This is a genomic window from Ruegeria denitrificans, assembly GCF_001458295.1.
In the GTDB taxonomy this organism is placed as follows: domain Bacteria; phylum Pseudomonadota; class Alphaproteobacteria; order Rhodobacterales; family Rhodobacteraceae; genus Ruegeria; species Ruegeria denitrificans.
This window is the reverse complement of record NZ_CYUD01000004.1, coordinates 234,818-251,948: the sequence shown is the minus strand read 5'-3', so window position 1 is coordinate 251,948 and position 17,131 is coordinate 234,818. Positions and strand designations below refer to the sequence as shown.

Below are 17,131 nucleotides of genomic sequence, written 5' to 3'. Positions count from 1 at the left end.
ATACAGACATGGCGGCCTTCGGGCCGCTTTCTGTTTTGGTCTTTTGACAAGGCCAAATATTCTCGCTAATCAGCATTAAAGTCCAAAAATATTGGGTAGTGAAAAATATGACTGACAGGCGAGACGCGGGCACATCCTGCGGGGGGCGGAAGCGGGAAAACAAGATTTTGTGGCGGTCACTAACAAGTATTTTCCTTTTGACTTTGATAGGTTTTCTGCCGCTTCCGCATACTGCGTGGGCACAGAATTTCGTTTTCAATTCATTTGATGTCGAAGGCAACCGACGGATAGAAACATCAACCATTATCGCGCGAACTGGGATCGAACTGGGTCAGTCGGTATCCACGGGTGAACTGAATGATGCCTTTCAGCGTTTGCTTGACAGTGGTGTTTTTGAAACAGTCGAACTGACGCCACGTGGAAGTACGTTGGTAATCGAAGTTGCAGAATATCCGACGATCAACCAGATCAGTGTCGAAGGAAACAGCCGTATCAAAGACGATGTTCTGCTTGAGGCTATTTCGTCCGAACCGCGACGTGTTTTTACACCCCAGGTCGCAGAGGCCGACGCTGATCTGATCGCCGAGATTTATTCGTCGCAGGGCCGTGTGTCAGCTACGGTTATTCCACGCATCATTCGCCGCAGCGACAATCGTGTGGACTTGGTTTTCGAAGTCGCCGAAGGGACCACGATTGAAGTTGAACGTGTCAGCTTTGTTGGTAACCGCGCCTATTCAGATCGACGTCTGCGTCGGGTTCTGGAATCCAAACAGGCGAACATCCTGCGGACATTCATTCGTAGCGATACGTTCATCGCTGACCGGATCGAGTTCGACAAACAGGTCATTCGGGATTTCTATCTGTCCCGCGGCTATGTGGATTTTCGGGTCAACAGCGCGAATGTAGAATTTACCCGCGAGCGTGATGCTTTCTTCCTGGTGATGAACATCACCGAAGGTCAGAAATTCTCGTTCGGTCAGATCACGACCGTTAGCGAAATCCCGGGTGTGGACGCGGCACCGTATCAGGACGCGTTGAAAATCCGACCGGGTGTGACTTATACGCCTTCGCTGGTTGAAAACTCGATTGCACGGATGGAGCGTCTAGGCATCAAGCAGGGCGTGGACTTTCTGCGCGTTGAGCCACGCGTGACGCGCAATGCACGGGATCTGACTTTGGATGTTCAGTTTGTTCTGACCAAAGGTCCCCGTATTTTCGTCGAACGGATCGACATTGAGGGTAACACAACCACACTTGATCGGGTGATCCGTCGCCAATTCGATACCGTAGAGGGTGACCCGTTCAATCCGCGTGAAATCCGTCAGGCGGCCGAGCGCATTCGGGCCCTAGGTTTCTTTGCAACGGCCGATGTTGAGCCGCGCGAAGGGTCGACACCCAGCCAGGTGATTGTGGACGTGGATGTCGAAGAACAACCGACCGGCTCACTGAGCCTGGGTGGCAGTTACTCGGTCTCTGATGGTTTTGGTGTTGCGATTGGTCTGAGCGAATCCAACTTCCTTGGGCGCGGGCAAACAGTCGGGCTCAGCCTGTCGACCGCGCAGGACGCTGAACAATACACAGTGAACTTTTCAGAACCATTCCTGTTGGGCCGCAAGCTGCGTTTCGATTTGGGGCTTGGCCTTTCCACGACAAACTCGAGCTTTGCCAGCTATGACACCGAGACGTTGTTCTTCCGTCCTCAGCTAAGTTACGCGATTGGCGAGTTGTCAACGTTGCGCCTGCGCTATGGTTGGTCAAACAGTGAAATGACCCAGCAGGACGATGAAATCAACGGCGCGGTCATTTCTTCAGAGATCGCTCAGGGTGAGCGCACGACAAGCTCACTGGGAATTTCTTACGTCTATGACAGCCGGATTGGCGGATTGAATCCAAACGCCGGTGTATTGTTTGAAGCGGGTATTGATGCGGCTGGACTGGGCGGAGATAATGAATACTTCAAGTCGACTGCCCGTGGTGTCGCCCAAGCCCGCGTCTGGAACGAAGAGGTTGTTCTGAGGGCCACTGTCGAAGTTGGAGCACTGCACTGGAGAGGTGACGATTTCAGCCGCACCCTTGACCGTTTTGTACTGGGTCCCAGCATCTTCCGCGGATTTGAGCCCGCTGGTGTTGGCCCACGCGACCTGTCCAACGGCCAGGATGACGCGATCGGTGGCAACTACTATTGGGTGACGCGTCTGGAATCTGATTTTCCTCTGGGTCTGCCCGAAGAATTTGGACTGCGTGGTGGCGTGTTCTATGATTTCGGTAATCTCTACAATCTGAACGACGTAAACACGTCTGGTGCCAACATTGTAGGCGAGGATGGATCTATCCGTCACGTGATTGGCGTTTCAGTTCTTTGGGAAACCCCGTTTGGTCCGCTGCGCTTTAACTTCTCGAAGGCGTTGAAAAAGGAAGACTTTGACAAAGAGCAGAACTTTGACCTGACAGTTCAGGCCCGGTTCTGATCCTGGATGTTTGAAGCGGTACTCATGAAACTGCAGGGCCCTTTTCGGGCCCTGTGCGTTTTTCTGATCTTCGCATTCTCAGGTTCTGCGCTGGCACAACAACTAGGGGTCCCGCAAACCAGCGTCGTGACTTTATCCAGCGAACGTTTGTTTACTGAATCGGCTTTCGGTCAACGTGTTCTTAGCGAAATCGAGGCAGAAGGCATACTGCTGGGGGAAGAAAACGAGCGTATCGTCGCCGAGTTGAGCGGCGAGGAAAAGGTTCTGACGGAACAACGCGAAACCATGACAGCTGAAGAGTTTCGTCCTCTGGCTGATGCTTTTGACGAAAAGGTTCAGTCGCATCGGGAAGGGCAGCGCGCGAAACTGGACGTGCTGTCGCGCCGCAGTGAAGAAGCGCGGCAAAGGTTCCTGGAACTTGCACAGCCGGTGTTGATTGATCTGCTCCGCGACTCTGGGGCTTCGATCATTATTGAGCGGTCCAGCGTGTTCCTGAGCTCGGACCGCACTGATATCACCGATGCCGCCATTGCGCGGATCAATACGGTGATCGGCGACGGCAGTACCGTCGAAAACGGGGTCAACGAATAGGTTTGCTTGCCCTTACTGCGCGGTATTGCTAACCACGCCGCAAACAGAAATCCAGAACGGGACAATGACACCATGAGCACGGAAACCCAAAGCGCCGATATTCAGTTGATCCAACGGATCTTGCCGCACCGCTATCCGTTTCTGTTGGTCGATAAGGTGGTGGATATCGCGGGCTATCAGTCAGCCGTTGGCATCAAGAACGTTACCATGAACGAGCCGCATTTTCAGGGCCATTTCCCGGGCACTCCGATCATGCCCGGCGTAACGATTGTCGAGGCGATGGCGCAGACTGCGGGTGTGATGTTGGGCGTCGGCATGGACGTGATCGACAGCGAACTGCTGATCTATTTCATGAACATCGACAAGTGCAAATTCCGCCGCAAAGTTATCCCGGGCGATGTGCTTGAGATGCACGTGGAAACCGTGCGCGGCAAGAAGGGCGGCAAAATCTTCAAGTTCAGCGGCCGTGCGACAGTTGATGGCGAAGTGGCAGCCGAGGCTGAATTCTCGGCCTATGTCGATTGGGACATGGAAAAAACAACATGAGTGGCATTCACCCAAGCGCAATCATCGAAGACGGTGCGCAGATCGGTGAAGGCTGCATCATCGGGCCGTTCTGTTTTGTCGGTAGTCAGGTCAAACTGGGCGACGGGGTCGAACTGAAATCGCATGTCGTCGTGACCGGCGATACCCGGATCGGTGATGAGTCCGTGATCTTCAATTTCTCGGTGATTGGAGAAATTCCGCAGGACCTTAAGTTCGGAGGCGAGGACACTCGGCTGGAGATCGGCAAACGAAACCGCATTCGCGAGCATGTTACGGTGAATACCGGAACCGAAGGCGGTGGCGGTGTGACCCGGATCGGCGACGATTGTCTGTTGATGGCGGGTGTCCATGTGGCGCATGACGTTCAGATCGGCAATCGGGTAATTATGGTGAACCATGCCGGTGCCGCAGGTCACTGTGTCATCGAGGATGACGTGATTGTGGGTGGTATTTCCGGCCTGCACCAGTGGGTGCGCGTGGGCCGTGGTGCAATCATCGGGGCGCTGACCATGGTGGCCAATGATGTGATACCTTACGGGCTAGTTCAGGCGCCTCGGGGCGAATTGGACGGGCTGAATCTTGTTGGCCTCAAACGGCGCGGTGTTTCGCGCGAAGATATTTCAGCGCTGCGCGCTGCATTTCGCGAGTTGTCGACCGGCGATGGGACCTTCATGGAGCGCGCGCACCGGGTGGGTGCCGACAACGAAAGCGAATACGTGCAGCGGATCGTGGATTTCGTGACCGGGCAATCGGATCGCTCTTTCCTGACGCCGAGGAAATAAACTGATGCTGGCATTGATTGCTGGAACGGGCGCATTGCCAAGCGAAGTGGTTGACCAACTTTCCGACCGTCCACTGATCTGCGCGATGGAAGGGTTCACACCCGACACGCTGACTGTAGATATCGTCTTTCCGTTGGAACGGTTGGGGAGCTTCCTTGCAGAGCTGAAAACGCGCGGTGTAACCGAGATTTGCATGGCAGGCGCGGTTCGTCGTCCTGCCATTGATCCATCGCGCATCGATACGGCCACGATGCCTCTGGTTCCGGTATTGCAGCAGGCAATGATGTCCGGGGATGATGGGGCCTTGCGCGCTGTGATCGGCATATTCCAAGACGCCGGGCTAACCGTTCGCGCCGCGCACGAGATTGCTCCGGTATTGCTACCGAAACTCGGTTGCCTGACCGAGACGCAACCGTCCGATGCAGATCTGTCCGATGCAGACAGGGCTGCCGGTATTCTTCGGGCGATGGGCACGGCAGATATCGGTCAGGCCTGTGCAGTGCTGAAAGGCCAAGCACTTGCGGTCGAAAGCATCTATGGCACGGACTGGATGCTGCAATCCCTGACGCAACGACCGGATGCGGGCGGAGGCGTTCTGTTCAAAGCGCCAAAACCCGATCAAGACCGCCGCGCTGACTTGCCGACCATCGGTCCAGGTACTGTTTCCGGCGCTGTTGCTGCCGGGCTGGCAGGTATTGTCATCGAAAAAGGCGGAGTAATCGTGTTGCAGCAGGATCGTGTCATCGACGAATGCAACCGTCTGGGCCTGTTTCTGTATGTGCGCGAGCGGGCCATCTGATGCGGGTCTTCCTGGTCGCCGGTGAACCTTCGGGCGACCGTTTGGGCGGCGCATTGATGGAAGGTCTGCGCAGTCTTATCCCCGATATTCAATTCGACGGAGTTGGCGGGCCGCTGATGCAGGCTCAGGGCTTGGAGAGCCGTTTTCCAATGGCCGAACTGTCGGTCATGGGCCTAATTGAGGTCCTGCCCAAGTTCTTCCACCTGAAACGCCGGATCGCCGAGACTGCACAGGCCGTTCTGGATACGCAGCCTGACGTATTGATCACCATCGACAGTCCAGATTTTTCACTACGTGTCGCCAAGCAAGTCAAAGCACAAAGCGATATCCGAACCGTGCACTATGTCGCGCCCAGTGTCTGGGCCTGGCGACCGGGCCGCGCCGATAAGATGGCCAAGGTGATCGACCACGTATTGGCGCTGTTGCCATTCGAGCCGCCCTATATGGAACGCGCCGGGATGGAATGCGATTTCGTCGGCCATCCGGTGGCCAGCGAACCGGTGGCATCGGACAAGGATATCCAAAATTTTCGCGCGGCCTACAAACTTGGAGACGCACCGATCATTCTGGCCCTGCCGGGTTCGCGCGGCGGTGAGATTGAGCGTCTGGCCCCGGTCTTTGGTGAGGCATTGCGCCTTTATCTGAACGACAGGCCGGACGCGCGCATTGTGGTACCTGCCGTTGCGCATATGGTGGATGCCGTCGCTGGACATGTGGAGGGCTGGCCGGGAGATCCTGTTGTCGTTGATCCGCGCGATATGCCTTCGGATCAGGCGCAGGCGCAGAAACGGGCCGCGTTTGCTGCTTCTGAACTGTCGCTGGCCGCGTCGGGTACGGTTTCGCTGGAACTGGCCGCGCAAGCCACTCCGATGGTGATTGCCTACAACCTGAACTGGCTGACCACTCTTATAGCGAAGCGGATGGTTAAGTTGGATACTGTAACGCTTGTCAATCTGGTGGCCGAAACCCTGACGGTTCCTGAATGTTTGCTGGATGACTGCCAGCCGGAACAGATCGCGGCGGCGTTGAGGCAAGTCTCGGCAGCACCCGATGCACAGCGCGGTGCTATGACCCTCACGATGGAACGTCTGGGGCGCGGTGGCGAGGCACCTGGTTTACGAGCGGCCAAGGCCGTTCTCACGCGGATGAACGCGTGATGCTGGACTTCGTTCTTTTTGGCCTATCGGCCTTTATGGCTCAGATTCTGACCAATCTGGACAATCTGGCAGCGTTGCTGGCGCTGACGCTGGTGTCAGGGGCCAAACGCTCGGTCGTCGGTTTCCTGCTTGCGCAGGTGATCGTGATCAGCGCGGCACTTTTGTTGGCGCTGGGGGTCGAAGACGTGGTGCCGCACTGGGCCGGGTATCTGGGCCTGATTCCGCTGAGCCTGGGGATTCTGGCGTTGATCCGGCAAAAACGAGGGTCCGACACAGAGACTCGCCCCAATCTGGATACTGGGGCGTCGGTCATCATGGTCACGCTGCTGTTTATCAGCCTATCGATGGATACTTTTGCGGTTCTTGCGCCTCTGCTGGCGGACTCCGCTCCCGCGTTCAGAACAGCTGGTGTAATCGGGGCGGTGCTGGCAGCACTTGGTCTGGCAACCGTGGCGCTGTTGGGGGCAAAGGCACCGTTCATGAGCGGTACGCTGGCCCAGCGACTGGAACGATTGGTCCCTTATGTGATGATTTGCGCCGGGCTCTATATTCTCAGCAACTCGTGGACGGACGCTATTTAGTACCCACGCCAAATCCAACCGCCGCCAAAGATGCGACTGCCTTCCGACGCATAGAATACACAGGCCTGACCCGGCGAGACACCTTCTTCCGGTGTCAGCAATTCAACTTCGGCCGTGGTATCGGACAGGGGGCGAATGATCGCCTCACGCGGGGGGCGAGTCGAGCGTACCTTGACCAAAACATGCCATTCGTCCCGTGATGTGAACGGCTCATTCCCCAGCCAATTGATCTCACGCACTGGAATGGTGCGGGTGGCCAGCATTTCCTTGGGACCGACAACGACCTGTTTTGTGTCCACGTCCAGTTTCACGACGTACAAAGGGTCACTCAGGCCACCGATGCCCAGACCACGGCGTTGACCGATGGTGTAGTGGATCACGCCGTTATGTTGCGCCAGAACGCGACCGTCGGCATGCACGATCTCACCGGGTTCCGCCGCGCCGGGGCGCAGCTTTTCGATGACGCTGGCATAGTTGCCGTTGGGCACAAAACAGATATCCTGACTGTCCGGCTTGTCGGCCACTGCCAACCCGTACTGCGCCGCCATCTCGCGTGTTGCGTCCTTTGAGGGCAGGTGACCCAGAGGGAAGCGCAGGAAGTCCAGCTGTTCTGGCGTGGTCGAGAACAAAAAGTAGGATTGATCCCGGTTCGCATCTTCGGCGCTGTGCAGCTCTGGCCCGTTCGGCCCCATCTTGCGTTGGATATAGTGTCCGGTGGCCATGCAATCGGCCTCAAGGTCCTTGGCTGTTTCCAGCAAGTCCTTGAACTTAACCCGTTCGTTACAGCGAATGCAGGGCACCGGAGTAGCACCTGCCAGATAGCTGTCCGCGAATTCGTCAATTACCGCGTCTTTAAAGATGTTCTCGTAGTCCAGAACATAGTGCGGGAATCCGCGTTCCTCGGCCACACGCCGCGCGTCGTGGATATCGATTCCCGCACAGCAGGCACCTTTCTTTGCCAACGCCGCCCCGTGATCGTACAGCTGCAGCGTAACACCGACCACGTCATAGCCTTGGTCGGCCAGATAGGCTGCGACAACGGAACTGTCCACACCGCCTGACATGGCAACAACTACCCGCGTTTCCGAGGGCGGTTTGGCAAAGCCAAGCGAATTGAGTTGTGTCTCGGCGGCGAGGGCCATGGTGATTCCAGTGCGGGTTAAGAAAGACCGGCAGAATATAGGAAAATTCTACACACTCTCAAGGGGCGGTTTCATCCGACATTAAGTAGGGTGGTGTCACCTTTGTCGCAGAACGAAGAGGGTCAGAATATGTTTTTGCACAAAGTTGAGGGTCCAAGATCCGTAACCCTACCGGATGGCACGGTTTTATCGCGCGCCGATCTGCCACCAAAGGAGACGACACGCTGGGTCGCGTCGCGCAAGGCGATCGTCGTGCGAGGGGTGGTTTATGGGCTAATCTCACTTTCCGACGCCAAAAAAAGATACGGGTTAAGCGATGAGGAATTCAACGCTTGGGTTTCGGCCGTTGCCGAGCACGGAACAGACGCGTTGAAGGTAACCGCGTTAAAAAAATATCGACAACCTAAAGATGAAAGGGAATAAATGATTCAACGGTAACGTCAGATTAACCATTTTTGAGCAGGCTCATTCCGAATTGGTAAATTGACCCGAATTGGAGCAGTAAATGCGTATACTTCTTGTCGAGGATGATCCGACCACGTCCAAAAGCATCGAACTGATGCTGACACACGCAAATCTTAACGTTTATGCGACGGACCTTGGCGAGGAAGGCATCGATTTAGCAAAATTATATGACTACGATCTGATCCTGCTGGACCTGAACCTGCCGGATATGAACGGTCACGAAGTTCTGCGACAATTACGCATTTCACGGGTGGAAACGCCGATCCTGATCCTGTCGGGTGCTGATGATACTGAAAGCAAGATCAAAGGCTTCGGTTTCGGCGCTGATGACTACATGACCAAACCTTTCCATCGCGAAGAACTGGTGGCCAGAATTCACGCCATCATTCGCCGGTCAAAAGGGCATTCGCAATCCATCATCCACACAGGACGGGTGGCTGTGAACCTTGATGCCAAAACGGTCGAAGTTGAAGGCAAGGCCGTTCACTTGACTGGCAAGGAATACCAGATGCTCGAGCTGTTGAGCTTGCGCAAGGGAACAACGCTGACCAAAGAAATGTTCCTGAACCACCTGTATGGTGGCATGGACGAGCCCGAGTTGAAAATCATTGACGTTTTCATCTGTAAACTTCGCAAAAAGCTCAGCAACGCCACTGGCGGTGAGAATTATATCGAAACGGTCTGGGGCCGAGGCTATGTCCTGCGCGATCCGCAAGCCAACAGTGTTGATGAAACGCGGATGGCGGTTGGGGCATGATTTGAACATGGTCGCCCGTGGTCCGGGGCGACCTTCTTCACTCACTGAACAGCACGTCTGGACCTGACCATGACCTCGCCCTATCACTGAGGTCCAAGACTATGTGACAGGGCGAGGCCATGAGCAAATTGATTCCGGTATCTGACCTGACTGAAGAAGCCGCGCGTGCTGAGCTGGCACAATTGGCTGAACAGTTGGCACGGGCAAACACGCTGTATCACAGCGAAGACGCCCCCGAGATTTCAGATGCCGAATACGACGCGCTCAAGCGCAGAAATGCAAAAATCGAAAACCGTTTTCCGCATTTAACGCGGGCTGACAGCCCCTCGGATCAGGTTGGTGCCCGTCCGGCTGACGGATTTTCAAAAGTCATCCATGCCGTTCGTATGATGTCGTTGGGCAATGCGTTCGACGATGAAGACGTACGGGATTTTGACCGCTCGATCCGGAAATACCTGGGTTTAGAGGTCTCCAAACCCTTGTCTTATACGGCTGAGCCAAAAATCGACGGACTGTCGCTTTCCTTGCGCTATGAAAAAGGCAAGCTGGTTCAGGCCGCCACACGTGGGGACGGAGAAGTGGGCGAAAACGTCTCTGCGAATGCTCGAACGATCTCTGACATCCCCCAGACCTTGGAAAATGCGCCGGATGTTCTGGAGGTGCGGGGAGAGGTCTACATGTCTCATGAAGACTTCGAAAAATTGAACGCGCGGCAAGAGACGGCAGGTGAAAAAACTTTCGCCAACCCACGGAATGCCGCAGCGGGGTCTTTGCGGCAATTGGATGCGTCTGTCACTCGGGCCCGCCCACTGCGGTTCTTTGCCTATGCTTGGGGAGAGCTGTCCGATCCACTGGCAGAAACTCAAATGAAGGCAATTGATCGATTGCATGCGTTTGGATTTGTGACCAACCCTCTGACCCAGCTATGTGAAACCACGGATCAGATGCTGACGCATTACCGCGGCATTGAGGCTCAGCGGTCCACCCTCGGGTATGATATCGACGGCGTCGTCTACAAAGTAAATGATCTGTCTTTGCAGGCGCGTCTGGGTTTTCGATCCACAACCCCCCGATGGGCGATTGCGCATAAGTTTCCGGCAGAACTGGCTTGGACCCGGCTTGAAGCGATCGACATTCAGGTTGGTCGTACCGGCGCGCTCAGCCCGGTTGCCAGGCTGCATCCGGTCACTGTCGGCGGTGTTGTCGTGTCGAACGCGACCTTGCACAACGAAGACTACATTGGGGGCCGTGACGCCAAGGGCGAGACAATCCGTGATGGCAAGGACATTCGGGTCGGAGACTGGGTGCAAGTCTATCGCGCTGGTGACGTAATTCCGAAATTGGCGGATGTCGACATCTCAAAACGGCCCGAAGAGGCGGAACCGTTCCAATTTCCAAAAACTTGCCCCGAATGCAACAGTGACGCCGTGCGCGAAGAAGGTGACGCCGTGCGTCGCTGTACTGGCGGTGTTATTTGCCCGGCGCAAGCGGTGGAAAAGCTGAAACATTTCGTCTCTCGCAAGGCCTTTGACATCGAAGGGTTGGGGGCAAAGCAGATCGAGATGTTTTATGATGATCCGGACCTACCGGTCAGGACGCCGGTTGATATCTTTACTTTGCAAACACGAGACGCCGCAAATCTGAACAAACTGGCCAACCGCAAAGGCTGGGGCACACAAAGTGCTGGCAATTTGTGGGTGGCTATCGACGAGAAACGCAAGATTCCCTTTGGTCGGCTGCTTTTTGCGCTGGGTATTCGGCATGTGGGTGAGGCCGCGTCGAACCTGATTGCAACGCACTACGGTAATTGGGCCGACTTTGAACGCGCTATTACGACGGCGGCGGGTTTTGAAGGCCCTGAATGGGAGGATTTGATCGGCGTCGATGGCGTTGGAGAGATCATGGCGCGCGCGCTCGTGTCGGCCTTCGCGCAAGAGGCCGAGCGCGCTAGTATTGATGCACTGGTCGCCCAGTTGGACGTGCAAGAAGCGAAACGTCCCGATACTGCTGGCAGCCCGGTTGCTGGCAAAACGGTCGTCTTCACAGGCACGTTGGAAAAGATGACACGCGCCGAGGCCAAGGCACGGGCCGAAGCACTTGGGGCCAAGGTCTCGGGTTCCGTCAGCAAAAAGACCGATCTGCTGGTGGCGGGCCCCGGTGCCGGCTCCAAGGCCAAGAAGGCCGCTGAGCTAGGTATTGAAACACTTGACGAAGATGGCTGGCTGCAGCTGATCGGATCTGCATGAGCGGCCGCCCGGAAAGCCTGTTCCCCCTGTTTGCGGGCTTGGAAACGTTGGATGGTGTCGGCCCGAAGACGGCTCAGGCGCTGGTTCAGGCGGGAACGGATTCACCGCGTGACGTATTGTTCAACCTGCCTTACGCCGTGATTGATCGCCGCCGTCGCGAAACAATACAGGGCGTTGACCTACCGACGACACTGACGGTTGAAGTCACCGTTGGCACGCACAGGCCTTCCCGTAATAAGGGTGGCGCTTACCGGGTGCATGTTGAAGACAGTCAGGCGGACTTCCAACTGGTATTTTTTCACGCGCGCGGTGATTACCTGAAACGCGCTTTGCCGGAAGGCTCGCGGCGGGTGATCTCGGGTAAACTGGAACTGTTCGACGGGATGGCGCAAATGGTGCACCCGGATCACATGCTACCTTTGGAAGAAGCGCAGAACATACCAGATTTTGAGCCAGTGTATCATCTGACGCAGGGTATCACGCAAAAAACGGCTTACAAGGCGGCCCGCAGCGCGTTGTCGCGGGCCCCAGAGTTGGCCGAGTGGATTGACCCGGCCCTGATGTCGAAACAGGAATGGGCCAATTGGGCAAACTCTGTGGCGGCAGCACATAACCCTCTAGGCGCCGACGACGTGGCCGCTTTTGCGCCTGCTCGGGAGCGACTGGCTTATGACGAGTTGTTCGCGCATCAATTGACGCTGGCATTGGCGAGGCAGAGGGAACGCAAGTCTCGGGGCGTCGTCAGCGTTGGGACAGGTGCCTTGCAAGCAAAGGTTCTTGCCAACCTCCCTTACAAACCCACAGGGGCGCAACTGCAGGCAATAGATGAAATCTCCGAAGATATGGCTTCGGGCGTGCGGATGAACCGTTTGCTGCAAGGCGATGTGGGCGCAGGTAAAACACTGGTGGCGTTCATGGCCTTGCTCATCGCAGTTGAGGCGGGTGGGCAGGGTGTCATGATGGCACCAACCGAAATTCTGGCTCGGCAACACCTGGAGGGGCTGCACCCCCTGGCCGAAGAGGCTGGGGTCGTGCTTGAAATCCTTACAGGCCGCGACAAGGGGGCGGAACGGCGCGCAAAACTCGAGGCGCTTAAGAACGGTGATATTCAGATCCTGGTCGGTACACATGCCGTGTTCCAGAGCGACGTTGAATTCAAGGCACTTCGGTTGGCTATCGTCGACGAACAGCACCGGTTTGGTGTTCGGCAAAGGATGGAACTGTCAGAAAAAGGGCAGGGTGCAGATGTTCTGGTGATGACCGCCACTCCGATCCCACGCAGCTTGGCACTGGCGCAATACGGAGACATGGACGTTTCTGTGCTGGATGAAAAACCACCAGGAAGGAAGCCGATCAAAACTGCTGTTATCAGCACGGATCGTATGGATGAGGTCGTGACCCACCTGCGTCGGGCTATTGACGAAGGGCGGCAGTGCTATTGGGTGTGTCCTCTGGTTGACGAATCCGAGGTTTCGAACCTGACAGCGGCTGAGGAAAGGTTCAAACGCCTGCGCGCCATTTTGGGTGAAGGGACGGTCGGGTTGGTGCATGGCCAGATGCCACCAGCGGATAAAGACGCTGCAATGAAGGCGTTTCAGGATGGGCAGACCAAGGTCCTGGTTGCCACAACTGTAATCGAGGTTGGGGTGAACGTTCCGAATGCCTCGATCATGGTCATTGAACGGGCCGAAATCTTTGGACTGGCACAGCTGCACCAGTTGCGCGGTCGCGTTGGGCGGGGCGAGGCGGATTCCACCTGCTTGCTGATGTATCAGCCGCCGCTCAGCGAAGGTGGACGGAAACGGCTTGAGGTGCTGCGTGAAACCGAAGACGGGTTTCGAATCTCAGAAACCGATCTGCAGATGCGTGGAGCTGGCGATCTAATCGGGACTGCGCAATCCGGGTTGCCTAAATTCCGTATTGCGGACTTAGAAAGACAGGCCGGGTTGATGGCCACAGCACAGACCGATGCGCGGGCATTGCTGTCGGCTGACCCTCAACTGCGATCGGATCGGGGGCAGGCGGCGCGTGTTCTGCTGTGGCTTATGAAACAGGATCAGGCAATTCGTTTGATTTCAGTGGGTTAGGCACCTATTTCTCTTTTAGTTCACAAATGTTCTCAAAAAGTTCTTTACCGACTCGTCAAAATATGAGAACAAAAGGTCAACAAAGGATTAAATCTCGACCGGAGGTGAGACCATGCTGACCCAGATCAAGACCGCCCTGAGCCGCTCGCAATCGACGATTTTGCAGGATGCTGTTGGGGCCGTGTCTTTGGTGGTCATGCTGATGGTTGCCCTTCACCTACCCGGAGCGTTCTAAGCCTTTCTGCCTGCGATCTCGTGCCGATCATACCGTGCTGTCATCCCCATTTCAGTCAAGGGTGACCTGCCTGTCCCATTTCCCTTGAGGGGCCAGCCTCGGCCCCGTGCGGCTATCCGGACCCCACACGAGACACGCACAACCTGCCGCCGCCCTTTCCGCCCGGAAGGTGCGGCGGTTTTTTTTTAGAGCTGGCCGGTTTTCATAATCTCGAGAAGCGCCGACAGAACGGAATTCACCGCGACCGAGGCCAGGATCATGCCCATCACCCGGCTGATAATCGCAGCACCCGAAGAGCGGATAACCCGGATTATCGGGTCTGCCAACAGCATCAAAACAAACGAAATCAGAATAACGGACAGCATCACCAGCGCTGTAATGCCCTGATCCGCCGCGCTGTACCGGTTGTTATCGGTTAAAATCACGATGGCTAGCATTGCACCGGGTGACGCCAAGGACGGCACTGCCAGAGGGAAAATTGCCGGATTCGGCTTGTTGGCGGAAATTTCCAACTCTTCCTCGGCTTCGTGTTGTTCGACAACCTGTTTGCTTTCGCCAAAGATCATTGTCAGTGCAAAGAGGAACAGAATGATGCCGCCCGCGACCTGGAACGAATTCAGCCCGATATCCAAAGCCTCGATCAGCAATTGACCGAAAACCAGGAAGAATAGAAGAACCCCGGCACTGACCAGCGCGGCGAGCAGGGCGGTTTTGCGACGGGCCGTTGCTGTGAGGCCCGCAGTGACGGCTATGAAAACAGGAATTGTCCCAATCGGATCAATAACGACCCAGAGCGTAACAAAGTGTTCAAGCAATTTTTCCAATCCAATCCCCCCAACATCATGCGGGGTGATTAAACCGGATTGCCCGCAAAAATACCAATGTTATGCGCAATTAGCCTGTTCAGCCTGCCGTACCGCTTCAACTGTGGCTTCCAGCGCCAGCAGAATTGACGCATGGCGATTCTTGTAGTCCCGCGCGGGGATCAACACCTCGAGCCCGTCAAACGGCGCATCCGGGGCCGGGCCTTCCTTTTTCAGCATCGCTGCCAATTGATCACGTGCGGTTTCTACTTGCGCTCGTGTCGCCCCGATGATGGCGCTGCCCACGACAGAGGCCGAAGCCTGACCAAGCGCACAGGCTTTGACGTCCTGCCCGAAATCCGAGATCTTGCCATCCTGCATTTTCACATCCACGGTCACCGTCGACCCGCACAGGGGTGAGCGTTTTTTCACCGTGGCATCAGGATTCTCAAGCCGATCCAGATGCGGAATGTCCGCAGCCAGCGCCAGAATTCGGCCGGAATAGAGCTTTATCAGGTCGTTCTCGCCGGACATGGCTTTCCCTCGTTGTCTGTTCCCCATACATAGTGAGCATCTACCGGGATGCAAAAGGTTTTTCTCATGTCTGCCACCGTTGCGTTTGATCCGTCGTCTCTGAAGTTTAATGAGGCTGGACTGATCCCTGTCATCGCCCAGGATGCAAGCTCGGGTGAGGTGTTGATGATGGCTTGGATGAACACGCAAGCTATTGAGAAGACGCTAGAAACCGGGCGTGTCACCTATTGGTCGCGGTCACGGCAATCGTTTTGGATCAAGGGTGAAACCTCGGGTCATGTGCAGGAACTGATGGATTTCCGGTTCGATTGCGACCGCGATTGTTTGCTGGTTCTGGTGCGTCAAACCGGTGCTGCGTGCCACACAAACCGCCGAACATGTTTCTACACTTCCGTGCGCGATGGTGACGAAATTGAGCTGATGTCACCTATGGAGTGACACGATCACAGCCCGACCGTCGCCCGAATATCTGCTGGTGACGCTCCCTCGGCGCGGTACTTCAGAATCGCCCGTGCGTCGTCACGCTTAGCCAGACGTTTGCCTGTATCGTCCCGGATCAGACGATGGTGGAGGTATTGCGGTGTCGGCAAACCCAGCAGAACTTGAAGCACGACATGAATGCGGGTGGCTTCGAACAAGTCCTGACCGCGTACGACATGAGTGATGCCTTGCTCGGCGTCATCCAGCACCACGGAAAGGTGATAGGACGTTCCCATATCGCGCCGCGATAAGACGACGTCACCAATCGTGTCCGTTAACTCACTCAAAGAGAACGTGATAGTGCCTGTTTCACCGTTTGGTCCTGTGCCAGCTTCGTAAAACTCGCCAACTTTTCCATTGGGCTGGTCCGAGCCTGTTAGAAACCGGCCAGCAGCGGCCATATCCAATCTCAAAGGAATGTCCTTTGGGCGTAATGTGCCTCGTCTTTTATCACGACAGGTGCCGGGATATATGATCCCGTCCGGCCCGTGCAGTGGCGCTCCTTCCTGTGGCGCGCTGGCTGCGGCGGCGATATCTTTGCGGTTGCAGGTGCAGGGGTAGAGCAGACCGCGCGCCCACAGATCATCCAGAGCTTTGTTATATACTGCCATCCGTTCACACTGACGCATGACTGGCTCAGGCCAATTTAATCCCAGCCATTGCAGATCATCATAGATCTGGTCTTCCCAGTGTGGCCGGGATCGAGATTGGTCGATATCTTCAATCCGCAGAAGGAACTGACCGTGTTCAGATGTGGCAAGATCGTGTGCCAGCATCGCTGAAAAAGCATGCCCCAGATGTAACGGTCCTGTAGGAGATGGCGCAAATCGAGTTCTAAAAATCACGCTTTTTCAACAATGTATACGTCTGACTTCAGATCCATACCCGGCAGGTGAGGTCCATACTCCCGAAACAACAATCGCGCGGCACCCATATCCAGCCATTCATTTAGCCGTGAAGTGTAGGAAACGTCTTCAAGCGCATGATCATTAAAGGAAAAGCCAAGTAGACCACCTTTGGGAAGGGCGTACATCAACATGTCGAAGACTTCTGGCGGCGCGGCACCAACTCCAATGACACCAATAGCTGTGATCGCCTTATAGGCCCCTTGATCCAACGGGTTCGGGTCAGTGATCTCGAAGGTTGAGAGTTTTCTGTAAATACCCTTAGCCCGGGCGCCTTCCAACATCTTCGAGGTTGGATCGACGCCGTCAATCACTTCAAAGCCCGCCGCACGCAAGGCGATGCCGGACAATCCGGTTCCACAGCCATAGTCCAGGATTGGAGTCTGTGACTCGGGCAGCTTTGACCACAACGCTTCGGCTACTCGTCCGGGGGTGGCATAGCCATGTGCACCAACCTCGGCATCGTAGGATGACGCCCATTTTTGATAATGCGCGTGCGTGTCTTGCGGTGTGTCCAGATTATAGGTGTCTTTGAGGTACTTATCGCTCATAC

Annotated in this window: 18 protein-coding genes; 13 read left to right on the top strand and 5 right to left on the bottom strand. The window is 55.8% G+C overall.

Features of this window, described 5'->3' with window-relative positions; translation table 11 throughout:
- The first annotated feature begins 107 nt into the window (after positions 1 to 107).
- From bamA to RUE5091_RS07860, 7 genes are all read left to right on the top strand, one after another.
- Entirely contained in the window at positions 108 to 2,468 is a 2,361-nt protein-coding gene (gene bamA / locus RUE5091_RS07890; protein ID WP_058281344.1) for an outer membrane protein assembly factor BamA, read from the top strand.
- A 24-nt stretch (positions 2,469 to 2,492) separates the two neighbouring features.
- Positions 2,493 to 3,059 carry an OmpH/Skp family outer membrane protein gene (locus tag RUE5091_RS07885; RefSeq protein ID WP_243470731.1) on the top strand — a complete coding sequence of 189 codons (567 nt, stop codon included), beginning with the start codon at positions 2,493 to 2,495 and terminating at the stop codon, positions 3,057 to 3,059.
- A 72-nt stretch (positions 3,060 to 3,131) separates the two neighbouring features.
- On the top strand, positions 3,132 to 3,605 hold the full coding sequence (fabZ, locus tag RUE5091_RS07880) for a 3-hydroxyacyl-ACP dehydratase FabZ (RefSeq protein WP_058281342.1): 474 nt from the start codon (positions 3,132 to 3,134) through the stop codon (positions 3,603 to 3,605).
- A complete protein-coding gene (lpxA, locus tag RUE5091_RS07875; RefSeq protein WP_058281341.1) occupies positions 3,602 to 4,387 on the top strand; it encodes an acyl-ACP--UDP-N-acetylglucosamine O-acyltransferase in 786 nt (261 codons plus the stop codon). Before fabZ ends, lpxA begins: the two co-directional genes overlap by 4 nt.
- A 4-nt stretch (positions 4,388 to 4,391) precedes the next feature.
- Positions 4,392 to 5,186: an LpxI family protein gene (locus RUE5091_RS07870; protein WP_058281340.1), complete on the top strand. Its 795-nt coding sequence runs from the start codon at positions 4,392 to 4,394 to the stop codon at positions 5,184 to 5,186.
- Entirely contained in the window at positions 5,186 to 6,343 is a 1,158-nt protein-coding gene (gene lpxB, locus RUE5091_RS07865) for a lipid-A-disaccharide synthase (protein ID WP_058281339.1), read from the top strand. Before RUE5091_RS07870 ends, lpxB begins: the two co-directional genes overlap by 1 nt.
- Entirely contained in the window at positions 6,343 to 6,924 is a 582-nt protein-coding gene (locus tag RUE5091_RS07860) for a cadmium resistance transporter (RefSeq protein ID WP_058281338.1), read from the top strand. The genes lpxB and RUE5091_RS07860 overlap by 1 nt, the downstream gene beginning before the upstream one ends.
- On the opposite strand, the gene mnmA is transcribed toward RUE5091_RS07860, so the two are convergent.
- A complete protein-coding gene (mnmA, locus tag RUE5091_RS07855) occupies positions 6,921 to 8,066 on the bottom strand; it encodes a tRNA 2-thiouridine(34) synthase MnmA (protein WP_058281337.1) in 1,146 nt (381 codons plus the stop codon). The genes RUE5091_RS07860 and mnmA overlap by 4 nt on opposite strands.
- Positions 8,067 to 8,195: 129 nt before the next feature.
- Between mnmA and sciP the strand changes: the two genes are divergently transcribed.
- From sciP to RUE5091_RS23745, 5 genes are all read left to right on the top strand, one after another.
- Entirely contained in the window at positions 8,196 to 8,489 is a 294-nt protein-coding gene (gene sciP, locus RUE5091_RS07850) for a CtrA inhibitor SciP (protein ID WP_058281471.1), read from the top strand.
- 82 nt (positions 8,490 to 8,571) lie between these two features.
- On the top strand, positions 8,572 to 9,288 hold the full coding sequence (gene ctrA, locus RUE5091_RS07845) for a response regulator transcription factor CtrA (RefSeq protein ID WP_058281336.1): 717 nt from the start codon (positions 8,572 to 8,574) through the stop codon (positions 9,286 to 9,288).
- Between the two features lie 119 nt (positions 9,289 to 9,407).
- Positions 9,408 to 11,534: an NAD-dependent DNA ligase LigA gene (gene ligA, locus RUE5091_RS07840; protein ID WP_058281335.1), complete on the top strand. Its 2,127-nt coding sequence runs from the start codon at positions 9,408 to 9,410 to the stop codon at positions 11,532 to 11,534.
- Positions 11,531 to 13,621, top strand: a complete 2,091-nt coding sequence (gene recG / locus RUE5091_RS07835) for an ATP-dependent DNA helicase RecG (protein WP_058281334.1) — start codon at positions 11,531 to 11,533, stop codon at positions 13,619 to 13,621. Before ligA ends, recG begins: the two co-directional genes overlap by 4 nt.
- 112 nt (positions 13,622 to 13,733) lie before the next feature.
- Complete coding sequence (locus tag RUE5091_RS23745; protein WP_264187059.1) at positions 13,734 to 13,856, top strand: hypothetical protein; 123 nt, start codon at positions 13,734 to 13,736, stop codon at positions 13,854 to 13,856.
- 185 nt (positions 13,857 to 14,041) lie between these two features.
- Here the strand turns inward: RUE5091_RS23745 and RUE5091_RS07830 are convergent, their stop codons facing one another.
- Both RUE5091_RS07830 and RUE5091_RS07825 read right to left on the bottom strand, forming a co-directional pair.
- On the bottom strand, positions 14,042 to 14,680 hold the full coding sequence (locus tag RUE5091_RS07830; RefSeq protein ID WP_058281333.1) for a MarC family protein: 639 nt from the start codon (positions 14,678 to 14,680) through the stop codon (positions 14,042 to 14,044).
- A gap of 60 nt (positions 14,681 to 14,740) precedes the next feature.
- Entirely contained in the window at positions 14,741 to 15,193 is a 453-nt protein-coding gene (locus RUE5091_RS07825) for an iron-sulfur cluster assembly scaffold protein (RefSeq protein WP_058281332.1), read from the bottom strand.
- A gap of 48 nt (positions 15,194 to 15,241) precedes the next feature.
- Between RUE5091_RS07825 and hisI the strand changes: the two genes are divergently transcribed.
- Positions 15,242 to 15,631, top strand: a complete 390-nt coding sequence (hisI, locus tag RUE5091_RS07820) for a phosphoribosyl-AMP cyclohydrolase (RefSeq protein ID WP_058281331.1) — start codon at positions 15,242 to 15,244, stop codon at positions 15,629 to 15,631.
- 5 nt (positions 15,632 to 15,636) lie between these two features.
- Here the strand turns inward: hisI and gluQRS are convergent, their stop codons facing one another.
- Complete coding sequence (gene gluQRS / locus RUE5091_RS07815) at positions 15,637 to 16,518, bottom strand: tRNA glutamyl-Q(34) synthetase GluQRS (RefSeq protein ID WP_058281330.1); 882 nt, start codon at positions 16,516 to 16,518, stop codon at positions 15,637 to 15,639.
- Positions 16,515 to 17,129 (bottom strand): class I SAM-dependent DNA methyltransferase, encoded by a 615-nt coding sequence (locus tag RUE5091_RS07810; protein ID WP_058281329.1) that lies wholly within the window; start codon positions 17,127 to 17,129, stop codon positions 16,515 to 16,517. The genes gluQRS and RUE5091_RS07810 overlap by 4 nt, the downstream gene beginning before the upstream one ends.
- Between the last annotated feature and the right edge of the window lie 2 nt (positions 17,130 to 17,131).

Bases quoted from the DNA above. Each gene is read 5' to 3' on its own strand.
- RUE5091_RS07810 (WP_058281329.1), bottom strand. From the start codon at position 17,129: ATGAGCGATAAGTACCTCAAAGACACCTATAATCTGGACACACCGCAA.
- hisI (WP_058281331.1), top strand. From the start codon at position 15,242: ATGCAAAAGGTTTTTCTCATGTCTGCCACCGTTGCGTTTGATCCGTCG.
- RUE5091_RS07860 (WP_058281338.1), top strand. From the start codon at position 6,343: ATGCTGGACTTCGTTCTTTTTGGCCTATCGGCCTTTATGGCTCAGATT.
- recG (WP_058281334.1), top strand. From the start codon at position 11,531: ATGAGCGGCCGCCCGGAAAGCCTGTTCCCCCTGTTTGCGGGCTTGGAA.
- mnmA (WP_058281337.1), bottom strand. From the start codon at position 8,066: ATGGCCCTCGCCGCCGAGACACAACTCAATTCGCTTGGCTTTGCCAAA.
- RUE5091_RS07825 (WP_058281332.1), bottom strand. From the start codon at position 15,193: ATGTCCGGCGAGAACGACCTGATAAAGCTCTATTCCGGCCGAATTCTG.
- RUE5091_RS23745 (WP_264187059.1), top strand. From the start codon at position 13,734: ATGCTGACCCAGATCAAGACCGCCCTGAGCCGCTCGCAATCGACGATT.
- ctrA (WP_058281336.1), top strand. From the start codon at position 8,572: ATGCGTATACTTCTTGTCGAGGATGATCCGACCACGTCCAAAAGCATC.
- lpxB (WP_058281339.1), top strand. From the start codon at position 5,186: ATGCGGGTCTTCCTGGTCGCCGGTGAACCTTCGGGCGACCGTTTGGGC.
- bamA (WP_058281344.1), top strand. From the start codon at position 108: ATGACTGACAGGCGAGACGCGGGCACATCCTGCGGGGGGCGGAAGCGG.
- lpxA (WP_058281341.1), top strand. From the start codon at position 3,602: ATGAGTGGCATTCACCCAAGCGCAATCATCGAAGACGGTGCGCAGATC.
- sciP (WP_058281471.1), top strand. From the start codon at position 8,196: ATGTTTTTGCACAAAGTTGAGGGTCCAAGATCCGTAACCCTACCGGAT.
- fabZ (WP_058281342.1), top strand. From the start codon at position 3,132: ATGAGCACGGAAACCCAAAGCGCCGATATTCAGTTGATCCAACGGATC.
- ligA (WP_058281335.1), top strand. From the start codon at position 9,408: ATGAGCAAATTGATTCCGGTATCTGACCTGACTGAAGAAGCCGCGCGT.
- RUE5091_RS07870 (WP_058281340.1), top strand. From the start codon at position 4,392: ATGCTGGCATTGATTGCTGGAACGGGCGCATTGCCAAGCGAAGTGGTT.
- RUE5091_RS07885 (WP_243470731.1), top strand. From the start codon at position 2,493: ATGAAACTGCAGGGCCCTTTTCGGGCCCTGTGCGTTTTTCTGATCTTC.